Source organism: Lacrimispora sphenoides (genome assembly GCF_900105215.1).
Classification (GTDB): domain Bacteria; phylum Bacillota; class Clostridia; order Lachnospirales; family Lachnospiraceae; genus Lacrimispora; species Lacrimispora sphenoides_A.
On the sequence record NZ_FOIP01000001.1, the window covers coordinates 399360 to 416929 of the forward strand.

A 17570-nucleotide genomic window follows, 5' to 3' on the forward strand; every position below is an offset into this window, starting at 1 on the left:
CCATTTTAGCTTACGGATTATGCTTATTTTAAAAACCGGCTCATAACATAATTACTGATGTCGATCCCTCTGGAAGTCAGACGATAATAGCCATCTTTATACTCCATAAGCCCTTCCTCTTCCATTGCATCCAGCACCATACCGTAAACGCTCCGGATGTTGTGGCCAAAGTTGCTGACAAACCCGTGGGCCGAGACACCTTTCATGAGACGCAGCCCCAGAAACATGTATTCTTCCATCTTTTCCTCTATGGTCAGCTGCTCAAACTCCTGCCTCAATACTCTCTGAAATGCTTCATCCTGGTCCAGACGGGCGCTGCAATACTCATCGAGTGCAGGAGTATTGTGAAAACGGCATCCATTCAAATAAGAGGCGGCCCCCAGACCTAAGCCCAGATACTCAACTCCTGTCCAATAACCGATGTTATGCCTGCATTCGTATCCGTTTTTGGTATAATTGGATATTTCATACCTTTCATATCCTTGTTCGTTTAGAAATTCCTGGGTCAGGTAATACATTTCGCGCTCTGTATCCTCATCCGGCAAATCCGGCAGGGACATAAGACTATGGCATTTTTCCATGTTTCCGTGCTCTCCATACCGCTCAAAATAAGGTGTCCCCTTTTCCACGATCAGACTATATGCAGATATATGCTCCGGCTTCAGCATTGTCACCTTTTTTAAGGTATTCTTCCACGATTCCAATGTCTGCCCTGGAATTGCTGAAATCAAATCCACATTTACGTTGTCAAATCCGGCCATACGGACTCTTTGATAGCTTTTCAGGAATTCATCGTAAGTATGAATTCTACCTAAATAGCGCAGCTCTTTGTCGTCTGCAGACTGAAGCCCCATACTGATCCGGTTTACCCCTGCTTCTCTGTAACAGGAAAGGGCCTCGGCCGTTACCGTACCAGGGTTTACCTCCATCGTGATCTCTGTACCAGGAAGAATCTCAAACGCTTCTCTGAGAGCATGAAGTACTGCAGCCATGTCTCCTATACTTAATATAGAAGGAGTGCCTCCCCCTATGAATACACTGATCACCTGGTATTCTTTGACTTTGGCACTCTGGCATTTGATCTCTTCTATTAACTTTTCTGTATATTCCCGCTGCGTCTGCTGGTTACCGGGAAAAGAAAGGAAATCGCAGTAAGCGCATTTACGCGCGCAGAACGGGATATGCACATAAATCTCAAGATTCTTTTTATTCATCATCTAATTTCAGTACGCTCATAAATGCCTTTTGCGGTATCTCTACATTACCGACCTGGCGCATACGTTTTTTACCTTCCTTCTGCTTTTCAAGAAGTTTCTTCTTACGGGAAATATCGCCGCCATAACATTTGGCCAAAACGTCCTTTCTCATGGCTTTTACTGTCTCGCGGGCAATGATCTTGCCGCCGATAGCCGCCTGGATGGGGATCTCAAAAAGCTGTCTGGGGATCTCATCCTTAAGCTTCTCGCACATTCTCCGTCCCCTGTCATAGGCAGATAACGCATGGACGATAAAGGAAAGGGCATCCACTTCTTCCTTGTTTACCAGAATGTCCAGCTTCACAAGTTCTGACCTCTGGTAGCCCTTTAATTCATAATCAAAAGACGCATAACCCTTGGAGCGGGATTTTAAGGCATCAAAGAAATCGTAAATGATCTCGTTTAAAGGAAGCTCATATCTTAAAAGTGCCCTGGTAGCTTCCATGTATTCCATGCCCAGATACACGCCCCGCCTTTCCTGGCACAGGGTCATGATGGCGCCTACAAATTCCGTGGTCACCATGATCTCAGCGCTGACAATTGGTTCTTCCATATATTCAATTTCCGTTGGATCAGGCAGGTTGGAAGGGTTAGTCAGCTCCAACTTCTCACCGTTCTTTTTATAAACATGATAAACAACGCCGGGTGCCGTTGTTACCAGATCCAGATTATATTCCCGTTCCAGGCGCTCTTGAATGACCTCAAGATGAAGGAGACCTAAAAATCCGCATCGGAAACCAAAGCCAAGGGCAAGAGAAGTCTCCGGCTCAAAGAACAGGGAAGCATCATTAAGCTGAAGCTTTTCCAAAGCGTCCCGCAGATCATTATAACGGGCTCCATCCGCAGGATACAGGCCGCAGTAAACCATGGAAGTTACTTTCTTATAGCCTGAAAGAGGTTCCTTACAAGGCCGGTCCGCATTGGTAATGGTATCACCCACAGCGGTTTCTTTTACATTCTTTATGCTGGCTGTCAGATACCCTACCATACCGGCGCTTAGCGACTCGCACGGAAGGAACTGGCCTGCGCCGAAATAGCCGACCTCCACCACCTCTTCTATTGCTCCGGTAGCCATCATGCGCACCCTGTCGCCTTTTTTTACCGTTCCCTCCTTAATACGGAAGAAAACGATGACGCCTTTATAGGAATCATAAAGAGAGTCGAAAATCAGGGCCTGGAGGGGAGCTTCAGGGTCTCCCTTTGGAGCCGGGATCTTTTCAACAATTGCATCCAGGACTGCTTCTACATTTTGCCCTGTTTTTGCAGAAATTCTGGGAGCATCATGGGCTTCAATCCCGATGACATCTTCGATCTCCATCATCACACGCTCCGGTTCCGCGCTTGGAAGATCGATTTTATTTAATACCGGAAATACGTCAAGATTGTGATCCAGTGCCATATAGACATTCGCCAGTGTCTGCGCCTCGATTCCCTGGGAAGCATCCACAACCAGGATGGCTCCGTCACAGGCTGCAAGGCTTCGGGAAACCTCATAGTTAAAGTCCACGTGACCTGGAGTGTCAATCATGTTAAAAATGTATTCTTCGCCATTCCCGGCCTTGTAAACGGTCCGGACTGCCTGGGCTTTAATGGTAATTCCCCGCTCCCGTTCCAAATCCATATTATCAAGCACCTGGGATTGCATTTCCCTGCTGGTGAGCAAACCTGTCTTCTCTATGATCCTGTCTGCAAGGGTTGACTTTCCATGATCAATATGAGCGATAATACAAAAGTTGCGTATCTTATTCTGCTGGGCAGCTGCCATATAGTTAATTCCTCTTTTCTGATGTTTCTGGTGTTTTCCGGCCAGGCCCATCCCTAAGGGCACAATCCGCCAGATTACTATGATATCTTTAAAAATATACCATTAAAATTACCGATTGTCCACTGTGAAAGCGTTGAATTTCCTTGTAATTCCGTTGAAATAGCAAGGATGATAGCTTGGTTTGCTATCCTTGGCAAAAATAGTAGTATCATAGTGTTACTAAAATGACATCACTTTCACTTGCAAATACAGTAACTATGTATTAGAATAATATTAAAGAAACAACCGCCCCAATACAAGGGGTTGGCCAAATACTCAGAATAGAAACTCCACCCTTTTCACTCGCCAAAGTTTACAAGGGTGGTTTTTCTATGCCCATTTCTGGGACTTTATAGAAAAACGCTACTTACAATTATAAAAAATAAAGGTAAGCAATGCTAAAATGAATGTACCAAAAGCCATAAGGTCTTTAGATTCGTACTTCATCCGCACCACCTCCCATCTATGTAATAATGGAAGGCCAACACCCTTGCAGTGACACGATTGTTTCATGCCATTATGGTAACATATCCCATTTCAATCTGCAAATACTTTCCTGGCAACAAATTGATGGATACCTATATTCTGCTATATCTTTAATAAACTATACAGAAAAAAGGTTACTAAATAAGTGGGGCAGCAGAAAAATTGTCGTATCAATTTTTTTTATTTCATAATAAAGCAGAGAATACCTGGCATCTAAGCGGGTTCCCTGCTTTAATGTATTTATATATACAATTATTTAATTACCTTGCAACACCATATCCAAAATTTCTGACAGAGGTTCCATGGCGTTTAACGCTTCCTGGTATGTATTGGTTTGGGCACCTACTTCAATCAGGGCTGACCTGGCTCTCAAGTGCAGGTTATACCGAAGTCCTTTTAAGTATATTTTCCGGGTCAGATTTGGAAAATAGGCTGCAGCGTCAAGCTGCATCTGTAAGCTGAAAGCAAGATTCTGCGTTCGATAAGGATTGGGAAGATACTCAATAGGCCCTTTTGGTGTCTGGCTGACCCCATTAAAAAACATAATGGGTGCAGTGGGTTTCCCGTTGACCTGGTTCACCATATGCAGATTCTCATTTACCCCATCCCGGTGAACATCCAGTATCACCTCTATCGAAGGGTTCTTCTGGAGGATTTCTGTAATGCCATCCAGGGCATAAGTATATGCTTTGTTTCTATCAAGCTTTCCGTTTTGCAAATCGTAAACCGAAGTATCATGAAGCACATTGTAGCCCTTTTTGGTCAAAAGCTCTGTAAGATAGTTTCCGATTCCCACCACGGTCGCATTGGGATTATTCGGCCCGTGGTCCGAAAATTCCTCCTGGGAATGGGTATGGTAAATGAGGATCTGTGGTTTGTCGTTTCCACCCTCCAGGGTAAAATCCTTAGAAAGGAACTCATCCGCCTTCATTAAATCCCTGCCGGCCGTTGTGGAGGTATGGATACTGTAAAAATGCTGGATGAGGAAGTCATAGTCAGCCAGTTGTTCCTTGCGGTATACGGCCCCTGCGATCGGCCATAAAGTGCTGGACGCACAGGTCATGGCAGGGTCCTTATCCGCAGTAAGTGTACTTTCTTTATCAGCTTTTGCCGCCTGATCAGTCTCTGCTGTTTGATTTTGTTCCGGTACCTGATTGGCTGTCGTATCCCCACCAGCCGGCGGCTGCTCTGCCGGCTGTGTCTTATGGGTTCCGGCATTGATGCTTCCGTCTTCTCCGCTTTCCTCTCCGCCGTCATATAAAAGGAAACTATGTTCCTCATAAAACTTTCCACTTTCTAAATATCCTTCATAGGCCGGGTCCATTTCTCCATGATTCGTTTCCGTTTTGCCACTGCCGCCATACCGGTAAAGCGGTGACTGACTGAAAAGAATATCACAGAGAACATTTATCATGGATTTTTCATGGGTTCCGGACAGAATACTGTTTTGATCACTCTCATCCCATGTTGCGGCCGGATACTGCAGCCTCCAGATATAGGAAATCCCAAAGCCGGCCCCTTCTTTCGCCCAATTTTCCACTTTATGTGGATCCGCCTTTTTTCTCACTTCTGAAACTTCTTTTATGCTGAGAAGAACGGCCAGAACCAGGCTTATGATGATCATCATTTTTCTTATATACCAGTTAATACCCTTGTTTCTTCGCCTCATAACCGCCTTCCTGCATAGATTATTCATAATATCCTATGCAGAATGCCTGCCATTTACTACGAATCTTCCTGTCCCAAAAATGCCAGATGAATTCCTTCCGAGATGGTAAAGCTAAGTTCCTTTACCGTTTCATCAATATCCGGAGGTGTTACATACATTGGTCCGAATTCCGGTTCCAGCAATTCCCGGATAAGATCATACTGCTCATCCGAGTTCAGTTTACCGATGAAATCTCCCATTCCCTTTGTTTCCATGCTTTCTGAAAGAGCGCCAATCATGGCGGAAACCGTATCATGGACAATAGCCGCCGCCCCTACAACGGTGGGCACTCCAATGGCCATGACCGGCACGCCAAGGCTTTCCAACGTAAGGCTGTGTCTGTGATTGCCCACTCCAGAACCTGGGTGGATTCCCGTATTCGTAAGCTGAATGGTAGTTCCAAGCCGCTTTACGCTTCTGGCTGCCAGCGCATCAATGGCAATGATGAGATCCGGCTCAGTTTCTTTAATAATTCCTTTTAAAATCTCGGCACTTTCCATTCCTGTCTGAGCCATGACTCCCGGAACGATACCGCTGATAATTGGCATGGTTCTTCCCTTCCAGAAATCATCTCCGTACTGGATCTTCAGATGCCTTGTTACCTGGAGATTATTTAAAACTCTGGGGCCAAGGGAGTCCGGCGTTACGGATGAATTGCCAAGCCCTGCCACCAAAACATGAAAATTGGGTTTCCGGTAATCCTTTCCTGCAAGGAGGCGTTCGATCTGGTTTGCCAGCTCCTCCGATACTTCTCTGTGATAATCTTCGTCTTTCATGGAAAGCTCATCGGCCTCCAGGGTAATATAGGTCCCAATGGGTTTTCCCATGGCCTTTGAGCCTTTTTCGTCAAGAATTTTTACCTCAGTCATCTTTATGTGACTGTCTGATCGATGCCACTCACGCAGAGACACACCTGATATCTCACCGCCATCACCCGGGAAACTCTCTCTTTCTTCTACTGCAAGGTCTGTACGCACTGTAAATGTGTTTTCCATTTTTACCACCTTTCCTCTTTATTACTCATGCTTTTTGGGCATAAAGGCATGCCTGTATGGCTTTCCAGCATTTCTAAGGTATTTTCTGCAAAAATACGGGAATTATGTATTGACATCTGCGTCGAAATTCGTTAGAATACAAAGGTATGTTTACATTGAACTGTCCGTGTCCAGGCTTTGATGCAAAACAAAGAATAATCATATATCATATTATTGGAGGTGTACCGATTGGCTAACATTAAATCTGCAAAAAAGAGAATTTTAGTAAACGAAACAAAGGCTGCAAGAAATAAAGCGATCAGATCCAAAGTGAAAACATCTATCAAGAAGGTAGAGGCTGCTATCGTTGCCGGTGACAAGGCTGCTGCACAGGCAATTTTAGTAAACGCTATCTCAGAGATCGATAAGGCTACTACTAAGGGCGTATATCATAAGAATACCGCTTCCAGAAAAGTATCCAGAATCTCAAAAGCTGTAAACACAATGGCTTAATTCATAGAACAGACTTTTATCCCATTCGGAATAACCCACTGAATGGGATTTTTTGTGCAGTTTTAAGGCTTTTGCAGAATAGTCTCACGCAGAACTATTTTGCAAAAGCCTTTTTATTTATAGTCAATTGGATATTCGCGATCTGCAACCCTACTTGATGAGGTTAAACTATTGATAAATCACAAACCCTTCATAAGGTTTCAGTTCTCCGCTTATTCTCTCCGTTGTATCATAATTGCTGATCAAAACGGTTCCTGATTCAAATTCCTCTGGAATGCTGTAATTTAGCGTCCGTCCGCTGAAGCTGCATACGACCAGCAGCTTCCTGTCTCCCAAGGTCCTCACGTAGGCATAGATATCCGGATCATCGGGAAGCAGCAGCTCGTAACTGCCATAAACGATGATCTCATATTCATGGCGCAGAGCGATCAATTGTTTATAATAATGAAATACAGAAGTCTTTCGTTCCACCTGTTCTTTGGCATTGATGCTTTCATAATTGGGATTTACCATGATCCACGGGGTGGCTTCTGAAAATCCGGCATTCACACTTGTATCCCACTGCATAGGGGTCCTCGCATTGTCCCGGCTCTTATACCTTAAAAACTTCATCATTTCCTCTTGGGTGAAAATTCCTTTTTCTGTCAGCTCATAGAAGGCATTTATGCTATCCAGATCCCGAAAATCATGGATGGTTTCAAAGGGGACATTGGTCATTCCCAGTTCCTCTCCCTGATACACATAAGGAGTTCCCTGCATCATATGGAGGCAGGTGGCAAGCATCTTCGCTGAGCGTTCCCGGTATTCCTCACAGTCGCTTCCAAAACGGGAAACAACTCTTGGCTGGTCATGATTATCCCAGAACAGGCTGTTCCAGGCAATTCCCTCAAGCCCTTTCTGCCATTTTGTCATAATGGCTTTAAGATCCGGAAGATGCAGCTTCTTATCCGTCCATTTGTTGTCAGGATCCCCATCCACATCCATATGCTCAAACTGGAATACCATGTTAAGTTCACTTCCATCAGAGGATGCGTACCCGGCCGCTTCCTCAAGAGTCACGCCGGAGCACTCTCCTACTGTCATGATATCGTAGCCGGATAAAACCTCCCGGTTCATTTCCTTTAAATATTCGTGAACATTTGGTCCGTTGGCAGAAACATTAAAGCTGGCATATCCATTGATCATGGCCGGACCGTCGGGAAGCCCCTCCCGCTTGGAAATCAGGCTGATCACATCCATGCGGAATCCGTCAATGCCCTTATCCAGCCACCATTTCATCATATCGTAAACCTCTGTCCGGACTTTCCCGTTATCCCAGTTTAAGTCAGGTTGTTTTTCGGAAAAAAGATGAAGGAAGTACTGGTCAGTTTCCTTATCATATTTCCATGCAGGTCCGGAAAAGCAGGATCCCCAGTTATTGGGTTCTTTTCCGTCTTTTCCATCTCTCCATATGTAATAATCCCGGTAAGGATTATCCTTTGATTTTCTGCTTTCTAAAAACCATGGATGCTCATCTGAGGTGTGGTTTACCACAAGATCCATAACCAGTTTGATTCCCCGTTTATGCATCTCTTCTAAAAGTCTGTCAAAGTCCTCCATGGTACCAAATTCCTTCATGATGTCACGGTAATCACGGATATCATAGCCATTGTCATCGTTTGGCGAATCGTACACGGGAGACAGCCAGACCACATCGATTCCCAGTTCCTTTAAATAGTCCAGCTTGCTTATGATCCCCCCTATATCGCCGATCCCATCCCCATTGCTGTCGCAAAAGCTTCTGGGGTAAATTTGATATACTACAGATTCCTTCCACCAAATTCTCATAGTCTTCTCCTTTCTAATCCAATACATAATCACGCAGCAGAATAAGAAACACACTGGCTGTCCAGGTAAAGCCATGATCCCTCAGGCCCCGCCCGTCCAGTGCACTGTAATTTTCATAAAATCCTTTATCAGCACAAAGTCTGCAGAAACGTTCTGCATAAAAACGTGCCTCTTTCTGTCTGCCGCACTGTTTTAAGGCATCCACCATAATCATGACAGCGGCTGGCCAGACCGCTCCCCGCCAGTATCCGTCTTCTTCAAACAGCATACTATCCAAAGGCTCTGATGCAAACCCCCAGGGACCGGCCAGATGGCCTTTCTCTAAAAGTCCTGAAATCAGATTATCCCGAAGCTTCTCCGGAAGGCGTTCCCCAAGAATCAGGGGAAGATATAAAAGCAGGGAATCGGAAGTGACCACTTCCATCTCAGGGATCTTTACCGCTTCAAACCGGCCCTCTCTCACAAAATAGGCCAACAGCTTAGAGAGAAGATTCCCCCCCTTTACCTTCCACGCTTCAGCCTCTTGCTGCCAACCAAGCTGCCTTGCCGTATGCTCCAGAAACTCCATCTGCAATACAAGCCAGGCCGATAAATCCGGCGACTGGACCGGCAAGCCCAGACGGAAAACGGTGGCATTGTCCCAGCCGGAATCATTGCCATGCTGGTAGGTGGGGATGCCGTTTTCCTCCACCCGGTAGGTCATCCACCAATCGGTAAAGGAGGCTACGGAATGGTACAGCCTCTCCTTTACTTCCCTGCCCGGATCATGGATCTGAAACATATTCTTTAGAATAAATCCCTGGACCGGCGGCTTTACAAAGGAGCGGATAATCGTCCTTGCCTGGTAAGCATCAGGGTATGTGCCATACTCATCCTGTTGGTCCGCCATGGCTAAAAACTGGCCGTATGCCAGCTCCGGCTGGGACGAGACCAGGGCAAGGCCGTTAAAGGCATAATCCCAGCTCCATACCAGATTCATCCAGTTTTTTGTCATGACCATTACCGGTCTTTTGATATAACCGGAAGGCTGGAGTACGGAATGCCACAAAACATAAGCTGCTTCCCTTCCGGCTTTTTCAAAAGCAGGATCTGTCCCCTTTAAACCGTTCATGATCCCTTTCTCAAACTCCAGATATTCCTCTTTTACCGTCTGACGGCACAGCGCATAACTCCCGTACTCTTTTTTCTGCGGACTTAATCCGGTAAGGGTGATCACGGCCAACAGCTCTCCCTCCTCCGGGCTTAGAAGAAGCTCCGTCCTGCTGCTTCCAAAGCCATTGTCCGGACATGCTAATTGATCCTTTGCCTTTCCTTTTCGCAGGGTCACGTGGAGGGCCATATCATCTCCTGCTATTTCAAAGCTTCCATCCATGTGTCCCATCACTCTGTCATAGGAACCCGCTTTAGTCTTTGTAATCAGGACCGAGCTGTTTGATTTCAAGAGAAACCCTTCCTCATCCCCAAAGCATATGGAGTATTCCCCTGTTTCAGACGTTACATCCAGTTCCCAGGGCGACATGGAAACTGCTATCGTCTCTTCCTGTTTCCCATCATCATTAACCGAAATGATGGGATAAGTCTCCTGTTGGGAAAACGCGCCGTAAAGTACCCGCACCGCAATGTGGCCGTCAAATTCCTTCGTGCCATCCTGGGGATAGGAAAATGCCAAATAAGAGCCGTATCTGCTAAAAGGTACGGAGCGGATATCCAGTTGTCTCCTGTGTTCCTCCATCTGAATTCCTCCTTATCCGACGATCTCCAGCAGCTGACTGAAGGCTGAAAGCTTATAATCTGCTAATAAAGATTTTACCGCATCTCCCACTGCTCCGCAATCCATTCCGCCAGATTTTGCTGCTATAAGTCCTGCCTCGGCATCTTCTACTACAAGGCAGTTTTCCACCTTGCAGTTTAGCATGGTTGCTGCCTTTTGAAATACTTCCGGATGGGGCTTTGAATGGGTGATTGAATTTCCGTCAGAGACGGCATCAAAAAAATGTTCCAATCCCAACTGCTTTAAGATCAGTCCTGCGTTCTTACTGGAGGAACCAATTGCCAGCTTAACCCCCCGTTTTCTAAGCTCCATCAATGTATCTTTTGTTTCCTCCGGCAAATCGGAAGGGGTCATGCCTTCCAACAGCTTTTTATAACCTTCATTTTTCTTTGCTAGATATCTTTCCTTATCTTCTTCCCTCATGACCTTATCATAACGTTCCAGTATGATATCAAAGCTCTCCTTCCGGCTGACACCCCGCAGCCGGTTATTGATGATCTCATCAAAATAAATTCCCAACTCATCTGCCACCTCTTTCCATGCAAGATAGTGATAATGATCGGTATGACAGATCACGCCGTCCAAATCAAAAATAACCGCCTCATAGGTTTTCTTTTCTACATAAACAGATGCTTCCGGTTCCACCCTGCTGTTTCTTCCGAATACCATAAGAGACACCGGGCTGTTTCCGTTGTTTGCAATTGTAGCGCCTTTCTTATCCACTGTAACCGTCAGCTTCTGGCCCTTCCATACCAGTGGAAATCGAAGCTCTTCCCAGGCCTTAGGAAGTTTTGGATTAAGTTCAAGACCGCCACGGCGGATCCTCAGCCCCCCAAAGCCCATGACACAGCTTAACCAGATCCCTCCGATGGAGGCACTGTGAATTCCCTCCTCCGATGATTTCATATTGGGTCCCAGATCGATGGAGCATGCTGCCTGATGCATTTGGTAGGCCATGTCCTCCATTCCGTAATCATTGGCTAAAACTGCATGAACGCAGCGGCTTAAGGATGAATCATGAAGGGTCTTATCTTCATAAAATACAAAGTTCTTTCTTTTCGTTTCCAAGGAAAATAGATCAGGCATCACAAAATCCAGCATGACGGTATCAGCCTGTTTGGAAACCATGAGTTTGCCCATCTGCTCCATATTATAATCCTGGTGGATACCAAGGACCTTTCCGGAGGCCTTATAAGGTGCCAGATCAATGGGCTCCAAGCTCATATACTGGTCGGTCTGAGGAACAATGCCGTTTTCCCCGGGCACCGGTAAGTAGAGCTTTGCCCTCTTTTCCTTTAGCCTCTGTTTTAACCGGTCAAAATGGAACTTCTCATCAAGCCAGTCTGAAACATCCTTATTTTCCTTTGGCAAAGTTTCCATAATACGTTCCGCCAGCCCCATATTATAATCCGCCATATAATTGGTATAGGCATTATTATCCACATGCTCCTTATACTCATCCGGCCCGATCACATCAAGGATTTCGTAACAGCCCTTTTTCTCATTCCATTCTAATCGGCTGGACCAGAAAAGAGCCGTATCCAATATGATTTCATATCCGTACCGGTCCATATAGTCCTGATCTCCGGAGGCCTGGTAATACTGCCATACCGCATAAGCCACATCCGCGCTGATATGATGCTCGATTAATCCTGTCAGGCACTTTTGCACCTTGCCCGTTACCACGTCGGTACCAAGATATAAGGGAGTTACCTCGCCGTCATCGATCCAGGCACACTCCCATGGATACATGGCCCCTTCCCAGCCATTTTCAGCAGCCTTTTTTCGGGCGCCATAGAGATTTCTGTAACGGTATTCCAGAAGGGTTCTGGCAATTTGGGGTTCCGTAAAAGTAAAATAAGGCAGGATAAACATTTCCGTATCCCAAAAGGAATGGCCCTTATAGCCTTCCCCAGTCAAAGCCTTTGCAGCGATCCCTACCCGGTTGTCATCCTTTTTCACCATAATATTCAGATGATACTGGGCAAACCGGAGGGCAAGCTGATCAAAATCATCATTTCCCCGTATGGTCACCTCATGGTCTTTCCAGAATTCTTTCCACACTGCCTCTGACTCCGCCAGCAGTCTGTCATATCCCTTTTCAAATTCGGTCTGTAAACACTCCATGCCGTCTGCTTTTAGCCGATTAAGAATATCGGGTTGCTCTTCCTTTTCGTAAGCCAGATCCCTGGAAGAATGAAAGCAGGATATCTTTTCCAGGCGGATGGTTTCACCGGCCTCTGCTTTTACGGACCAGCGCAGATCCATATTTCTTCTGCCCATAACCGGAAGAGGCTTTTCCTCCCGGCTTATCCTGCAGGCGCTGTGGACCGCCGCCAGCACCCGGGACTCGGTGGTTTCTGCCAGGAACTGCATGGTGATACCGTCATAGATCCTGCGCCTTAAATTCTCAAAATGCATGGCTCCATGGTTTGTCACATCCCCATGAATTCCCGTTTCAATCACCAGCTGCGCGCTGCCGTCACAGGACAGCTCCAGATATTCCGCCGCAGCATGTTCATTTTTTAAGGATACAAACCGTTTAAAAACAGCCGTTACCAGAGTCTTCGATGGACATTCCCACACAACCTTTCTGGTAGTTTCTCCGTTCTTTAAGTTCATGATCCTGGAATACTCCATGACCTTACCTGACTGCAGGTTCAGACGGTATCCGTCAACATAGATATCCATAGCCGTTACATCCGGAAGATTAGGAAGTTCCGTCACCTCTTCATCTCCCGCTTTATTAAAGGTTCCGGTGATGAACGTGTTCCTCACCTCTTCCACATACCGCTCTTCCAGAGCGTTCCGCATCCCTATGTATCCGTTTCCCTGGGCAAAAACCGCCTCGTATTTTCCCAGGTTCCGGGCATCAAATTCCGTTTCCTCCATCAGCCAGTTTTTTAAATCTCCCTGACCCTTCAAAAAATTCATTGTGTTAATCATTATGCTCTCCTATATTGTCAGCCTTTTACTCCTGATGCCGCAACGCTGGCCTGTACCTGCTCCTGAGCCAGCGCATATAAAATGATGCCCGGAAGCACGACAAGGGTCAAAGCGGCAAACAGCTTTGTGTAGTCATATGAAAATGATTCGGTAAAAAATTGCAGCGCCACCGGCAGAGTCCTGTTCTTATTGGAAGAGGTCAGCAGGGAAGCATAAAAAAATTCATTCCAGTTATTCAAAAACATAAGAATCCCGGCCGTAGCCAATCCGCCTTTTGCCAGAGGAAGGTTAATCTGGAAGAATACCCGGAGAAAACCAGCCCCTTCCAGCCTGGCCGCCTCATCCAAAGATGATGGAATGGACATAAAGGTGGATTTTAAGATAAACACGGACATTGCAAGCCCCATAGATAAGTAAACCACCGCCAGCCCCCAGATATTGTCATACAGATTTATCTTCATGATCAGGGAAAAGATAGGCTGTGCCTTGGAATGGGAAGGGACCAGCAGGGTAATGGTAAACAGGGCAAAGATCAGTGATTTTCCTGGAAAGCGGTACTTTCCGATCACATAAGCGCCCATGGCAAAGAACAGCAGCGACAGGAGCGTTGAAGTAATGCAGACCAGAAAGGAATTGACCGCATACCGCAGAAAATCATATTTCTCGAATAAGTATATATATGGTTCAAAACTTATGGAAGTCGGCAGTGTAAATGGATTTCCAAGAATCTGGGCATTTGTTTTAAAGGATGACATGATCACCCAGAGAATCGGAAAGACCGATATGATCACAGTAAAGATCATAAGAAAATACATACAAAATACAGTTATTTTTTTCTTCATTTGCCCCTCCTCCTAATAGATGCTGTCATTCATACGGAATGTAATATGGACAGCTGCCAGAATGATCAGGCCCAAAGCAAACATGACCATACCGTTGGCATTGGCGTATCCGTATTTCATATCAGATATAGAATTGACCAGGATTAGCGGTATATTCATGGTATCGTCCCCAGGGCCGCCTGCGGTCGTCAGCCTGATCTGTTCATACATGGCGATCCTGGAAGTAATGGAACAGATCACTCCGGTTCCAATGGCATTTCTGCAGAGGGGAAGCATGATATGACGGGTCAGCTGCCATGGGGATGCCCCGTCTACCCTGGCGGCTTCCACCACTTCCTCCGGGACTGCCATCAAATCATTTAATACCACAAGGGTTACAATCACCGCATAAAAGATCCAGGTGCATGTAACCGCCCAGAATGCATATGGGGACTGGAAGAACCATTGGACATGAAAGTCCGGTGAAAACTTTCGGATCAGGTTATTTAAAATACCCATATCGTCATTGAAGATGAATTTATATATCATGGCCCAGGCAGCCGCTGAGATCACGTTAGGCACCATAAAAATCACTCTGGTGAATTTCCATCCTTTTGGCTTTGCATACAGTACAAATGCCATCAGCACGCCGAATCCCACATGGAAAGTTGCGGCAATCACGGACCAGGCTAGAAGGTTTTTCAAAGATATGAGAAAGGTTTTGGAATGAAAAAGATCGATGTAATTTTTAAGCCCTATGAAAACCGGTTTATTGAAGCCATCCCACTTGGTAAAGGAGGTGGCGATTACTGTAAGGATTGGTGATAAGTAAAACAGCAAAAATATCAGGAGGGAGGGCAGCAAAAATAAGTAGCACCACTTATAATTCCTTCTCTCCAAAACAGTGGAATTTGATTTTCCTGCTTTCATTTTCTTCCCCTCTTTCTAAAAATACTGCTGCAATACACCTGTTTTCACAGGCTTTTGCAACAGTATTTAATTCCCATGTACGATGTTTAGTTTTTAGCTTCTTCTGCTTTCTGAGTCAATTGGCTGCAGAATTCCTCCGGCGTAAGAGTTCCGTCTGCAAGCTTAGGAAGCAGCTTACCAAATTCCGTATCAGCAACGGAAGCCGGCATCACATCGAAAATAGATGCTGTGTATCTGGTATTTTCATCCATGCTTTCGGCAAGCTGGGATAAGATGCGGTTTTCTGCCTGTTTCTTTAAGAATTCGGAGCTGTAATCAAGCTTCGGAGCCACTCCGCCTTCGGTCAGTACCAGCTGCTCGATTTCTTCCTTGGAATCGCGGAAAGCAAAGAAGGCTTTTGCCAGCTCTTTTTCCTCATCAGAAGCGGTATTTGCGATCCAGAATTCACCGAATACTCTCGGATTGGCAATAGCAAAATTTCCTGGATAAATATCTGAAGTCACTTCCTCACCAGTAAATCCATTTGACCACTTGTCTGCTGATTCTTCATCAAAATCAGAGGCCATCCAGGAACCGTTGCATATAATGGCAGCACTCTTGCTCATAAATGCATTGGCTGCATCTGCGTAAGCTGCACCAATGGTATTGGCTGATGCATTACTCTGAAGGAGTTTCTGCAAAATGGATATAGCGGAAACGATCTTTGCATCGGTGTAATCATAAAGTTTGTCATCCACATACTGAGCCAGATACGTCTCTCCCCCCTCCTGATTGGCAATAAGGGCAGTAAGGAGAAGTCCTGATGTCCAGGCATTTTCCGCGGTCTGGAATGCAAACTTGTTATCTCCGATGCTTTCCATGAACTCGTCAAGTTTCATATCCTTAACGGCTTTTTCCGGCTTATACATGGTATTGTTATAATACAGACCCACAGGCTTTAACACGGATAGGGGCTTGCAGATGAGTTTTCCGTCCACGGTGCAGTAATCCATGGAGTCATCAATCCAGTTATTTTTTACCTCCGGGTTAGCATTTGCAAATTCGCTTAAGTCATATGCCATGCCATTGGCAAGAACTACGCTCTTAAACCACTGAAGATCGATACCTCCGGAGCCAGGTGCATGGACAATGGCAGGAAGTTTATTCTGCTGGGCCAACTGCTTGATTTTTTCCGCATACTGGGCCTGAGGAACCTCCTCGATCACGATCTTATACTTGCCTGCGTACTTCTGATTAAACCGTTCAACTTCGGGCAGAAAGAAAACAGCTCCAACATTTTCACCTGCCAGATAGGTTGGAAAAGTCATCTGTATTTCCTTCCCCGATGCATTTTCAGAATTGCCTGCCCCTGGTGCCGTTGTTTTACTGTTCCCACCGGAACAGCCGCTGATCAACGTTGCCGCAGCCATAACAGCTGCCATAATCCCCGCCAATTTTCTTTTCATAAATATCCTCCTTAATATTTTTTTACAATTGCTTCACACTCTTGCCTTCCTCAAGAAAATATTTTGTCATATGAACCCTGGAATACTTTTCGTCATTCACCATTTTCATGAGAAGCTTTGCCGCATCGTAACCTTTTTGCCACATATTCTGGTTGACGCGGGTGATAAAAGGATCAATGTATTTCATAAAGTAGTTGCCGTCATAACCGGTAATGGAAAAATCTTTTGGGCTCTGATATCCCAGCTCCTGAACTGCTCTTAAAACGCCTATGGCCGTTAAGTCGCTCATGCAGACAAACGCGGTCCCAGCCTCCTCTTTATATTCCTTCAGCAGTTTCTTAGTTCCTTCATACGCTTTCTGTTCCATAAAGTCCGTATAGATCACTTTGCAGCTTTTGGGATCAATGCCGTTCTTTTCAAGGGCATCTAAGTAACCCTGTTGACGTCTGATGGAAACATCGGACTTCTTCCGCCCATAAACAAGAATCAGTTTCCGGTGCCCACGATCGATCACGTACTGAGTAACCTGCTCAAATGCCTTCCTGTCATCTGTCATGACTGCTGATGTGTATGCTCCGTCCAGCTGGATATCAATGGACACACAGGGCAGGGCGGAGTGAGGCAGGCTTTTTACCAGAGGATCCGTTATCCTGAGACCCATAATTACGGCCCCTGATAATGAATATTCTCTGCAAAATGTGTCAAAATCCTTTTTTTCCTGTTCTTCCTTCCCAATGGAATACATGGCCAGATTGATCTCATGCTTCATCATGTAAGTATAAGCCCCCTGGATAACATTCATCATGAACTCGTTAGACTGGGCCTCTTCCAAAAGTCCGCAGATGAGCAAAGCCACATTCTTTTTGTTCTTTGAAGACAGATTTTTGGCACTGGTATTAGGAACGTACCCAAGTCTTTCCGCCGCCTCCACCACGCGCGCCCTGGTTTTGGCCGATACATCGCTGTATCCGTTTAATGCTCTTGATACCGTACTTACTGATAATCCCGTTTCCTGTGCCACGTCATAAATTGATTTTGCCATTCTACACCTCGTTTTTTCCAAAAACGTTTTTGGTCTTTGGTTTTTTT

Annotated in this window: 12 protein-coding genes; 1 reads left to right on the forward strand and 11 read right to left on the reverse strand. The window is 45.6% G+C overall.

From position 1 onward, the window contains the following. Positions 1 to 23: 23 nt before the first annotated feature. The 4 genes from hemW to gpr all read right to left on the reverse strand — a co-directional run bounded on the left by hemW (position 24) and on the right by gpr (position 6249). A complete protein-coding gene (hemW, locus tag BMW45_RS01700) occupies positions 24 to 1217 on the reverse strand; it encodes a radical SAM family heme chaperone HemW (RefSeq protein WP_092240275.1) in 1194 nt (397 codons plus the stop codon). After that, the gene (gene lepA, locus BMW45_RS01705) at positions 1207 to 3021 is read right to left on the reverse strand and encodes a translation elongation factor 4 (RefSeq protein WP_092246086.1); all 1815 of its coding nucleotides are present in this window, start codon (positions 3019 to 3021) and stop codon (positions 1207 to 1209) included. Before lepA ends, hemW begins: the two co-directional genes overlap by 11 nt. Positions 3022 to 3802: 781 nt before the next feature. Next, complete coding sequence (locus tag BMW45_RS01710; protein WP_092240276.1) at positions 3803 to 5215, reverse strand: stage II sporulation protein P; 1413 nt, start codon at positions 5213 to 5215, stop codon at positions 3803 to 3805. 56 nt (positions 5216 to 5271) lie between these two features. After that, the gene (gpr, locus tag BMW45_RS01715) at positions 5272 to 6249 is read right to left on the reverse strand and encodes a GPR endopeptidase (RefSeq protein WP_025231538.1); all 978 of its coding nucleotides are present in this window, start codon (positions 6247 to 6249) and stop codon (positions 5272 to 5274) included. A 228-nt stretch (positions 6250 to 6477) separates the two neighbouring features. Here gpr and rpsT point away from each other — a divergent pair, with 228 nt between their 5' ends. Then, positions 6478 to 6741 carry a 30S ribosomal protein S20 gene (gene rpsT, locus BMW45_RS01720; protein WP_038280961.1) on the forward strand — a complete coding sequence of 88 codons (264 nt, stop codon included), beginning with the start codon at positions 6478 to 6480 and terminating at the stop codon, positions 6739 to 6741. A 168-nt stretch (positions 6742 to 6909) separates the two neighbouring features. Here the strand turns inward: rpsT and BMW45_RS01725 are convergent, their stop codons facing one another. From BMW45_RS01725 to BMW45_RS01755, 7 genes are all read right to left on the reverse strand, one after another. Further along, a complete protein-coding gene (locus BMW45_RS01725) occupies positions 6910 to 8568 on the reverse strand; it encodes a glycoside hydrolase family 13 protein (RefSeq protein WP_092240277.1) in 1659 nt (552 codons plus the stop codon). 13 nt (positions 8569 to 8581) lie between these two features. Continuing rightward, positions 8582 to 10300, reverse strand: a complete 1719-nt coding sequence (locus tag BMW45_RS01730; protein WP_092240278.1) for an MGH1-like glycoside hydrolase domain-containing protein — start codon at positions 10298 to 10300, stop codon at positions 8582 to 8584. Between the two features lie 12 nt (positions 10301 to 10312). Further along, positions 10313 to 13285 (reverse strand): beta-phosphoglucomutase, encoded by a 2973-nt coding sequence (pgmB, locus tag BMW45_RS01735; RefSeq protein ID WP_092240279.1) that lies wholly within the window; start codon positions 13283 to 13285, stop codon positions 10313 to 10315. Positions 13286 to 13302: 17 nt separating this feature from the next. Continuing rightward, a complete protein-coding gene (locus tag BMW45_RS01740; protein WP_092240280.1) occupies positions 13303 to 14127 on the reverse strand; it encodes a carbohydrate ABC transporter permease in 825 nt (274 codons plus the stop codon). A 12-nt stretch (positions 14128 to 14139) separates the two neighbouring features. Next, entirely contained in the window at positions 14140 to 15036 is an 897-nt protein-coding gene (locus tag BMW45_RS01745; protein ID WP_092240281.1) for a carbohydrate ABC transporter permease, read from the reverse strand. Positions 15037 to 15122: 86 nt separating this feature from the next. Then, positions 15123 to 16481, reverse strand: coding sequence for an ABC transporter substrate-binding protein (locus BMW45_RS01750; RefSeq protein WP_092240282.1), 1359 nt, complete (start codon positions 16479 to 16481; stop codon positions 15123 to 15125). Between the two features lie 22 nt (positions 16482 to 16503). Then, a complete protein-coding gene (locus tag BMW45_RS01755; protein ID WP_092240283.1) occupies positions 16504 to 17523 on the reverse strand; it encodes a LacI family DNA-binding transcriptional regulator in 1020 nt (339 codons plus the stop codon). Positions 17524 to 17570 lie beyond the last annotated feature (47 nt).

Coding starts and splice junctions, on each gene's coding strand:
- lepA (WP_092246086.1), bottom strand. CDS start 3,021: ATGGCAGCTGCCCAGCAGAATAAGATACGCAACTTTTGTATTATCGCT.
- BMW45_RS01745 (WP_092240281.1), bottom strand. CDS start 15,036: ATGAAAGCAGGAAAATCAAATTCCACTGTTTTGGAGAGAAGGAATTAT.
- BMW45_RS01725 (WP_092240277.1), bottom strand. CDS start 8,568: ATGAGAATTTGGTGGAAGGAATCTGTAGTATATCAAATTTACCCCAGA.
- gpr (WP_025231538.1), bottom strand. CDS start 6,249: ATGGAAAACACATTTACAGTGCGTACAGACCTTGCAGTAGAAGAAAGA.
- BMW45_RS01730 (WP_092240278.1), bottom strand. CDS start 10,300: ATGGAGGAACACAGGAGACAACTGGATATCCGCTCCGTACCTTTTAGC.
- BMW45_RS01750 (WP_092240282.1), bottom strand. CDS start 16,481: ATGAAAAGAAAATTGGCGGGGATTATGGCAGCTGTTATGGCTGCGGCA.
- hemW (WP_092240275.1), bottom strand. CDS start 1,217: ATGATGAATAAAAAGAATCTTGAGATTTATGTGCATATCCCGTTCTGC.
- BMW45_RS01710 (WP_092240276.1), bottom strand. CDS start 5,215: ATGAGGCGAAGAAACAAGGGTATTAACTGGTATATAAGAAAAATGATG.
- BMW45_RS01740 (WP_092240280.1), bottom strand. CDS start 14,127: ATGAAGAAAAAAATAACTGTATTTTGTATGTATTTTCTTATGATCTTT.
- BMW45_RS01755 (WP_092240283.1), bottom strand. CDS start 17,523: ATGGCAAAATCAATTTATGACGTGGCACAGGAAACGGGATTATCAGTA.
- pgmB (WP_092240279.1), bottom strand. CDS start 13,285: ATGATTAACACAATGAATTTTTTGAAGGGTCAGGGAGATTTAAAAAAC.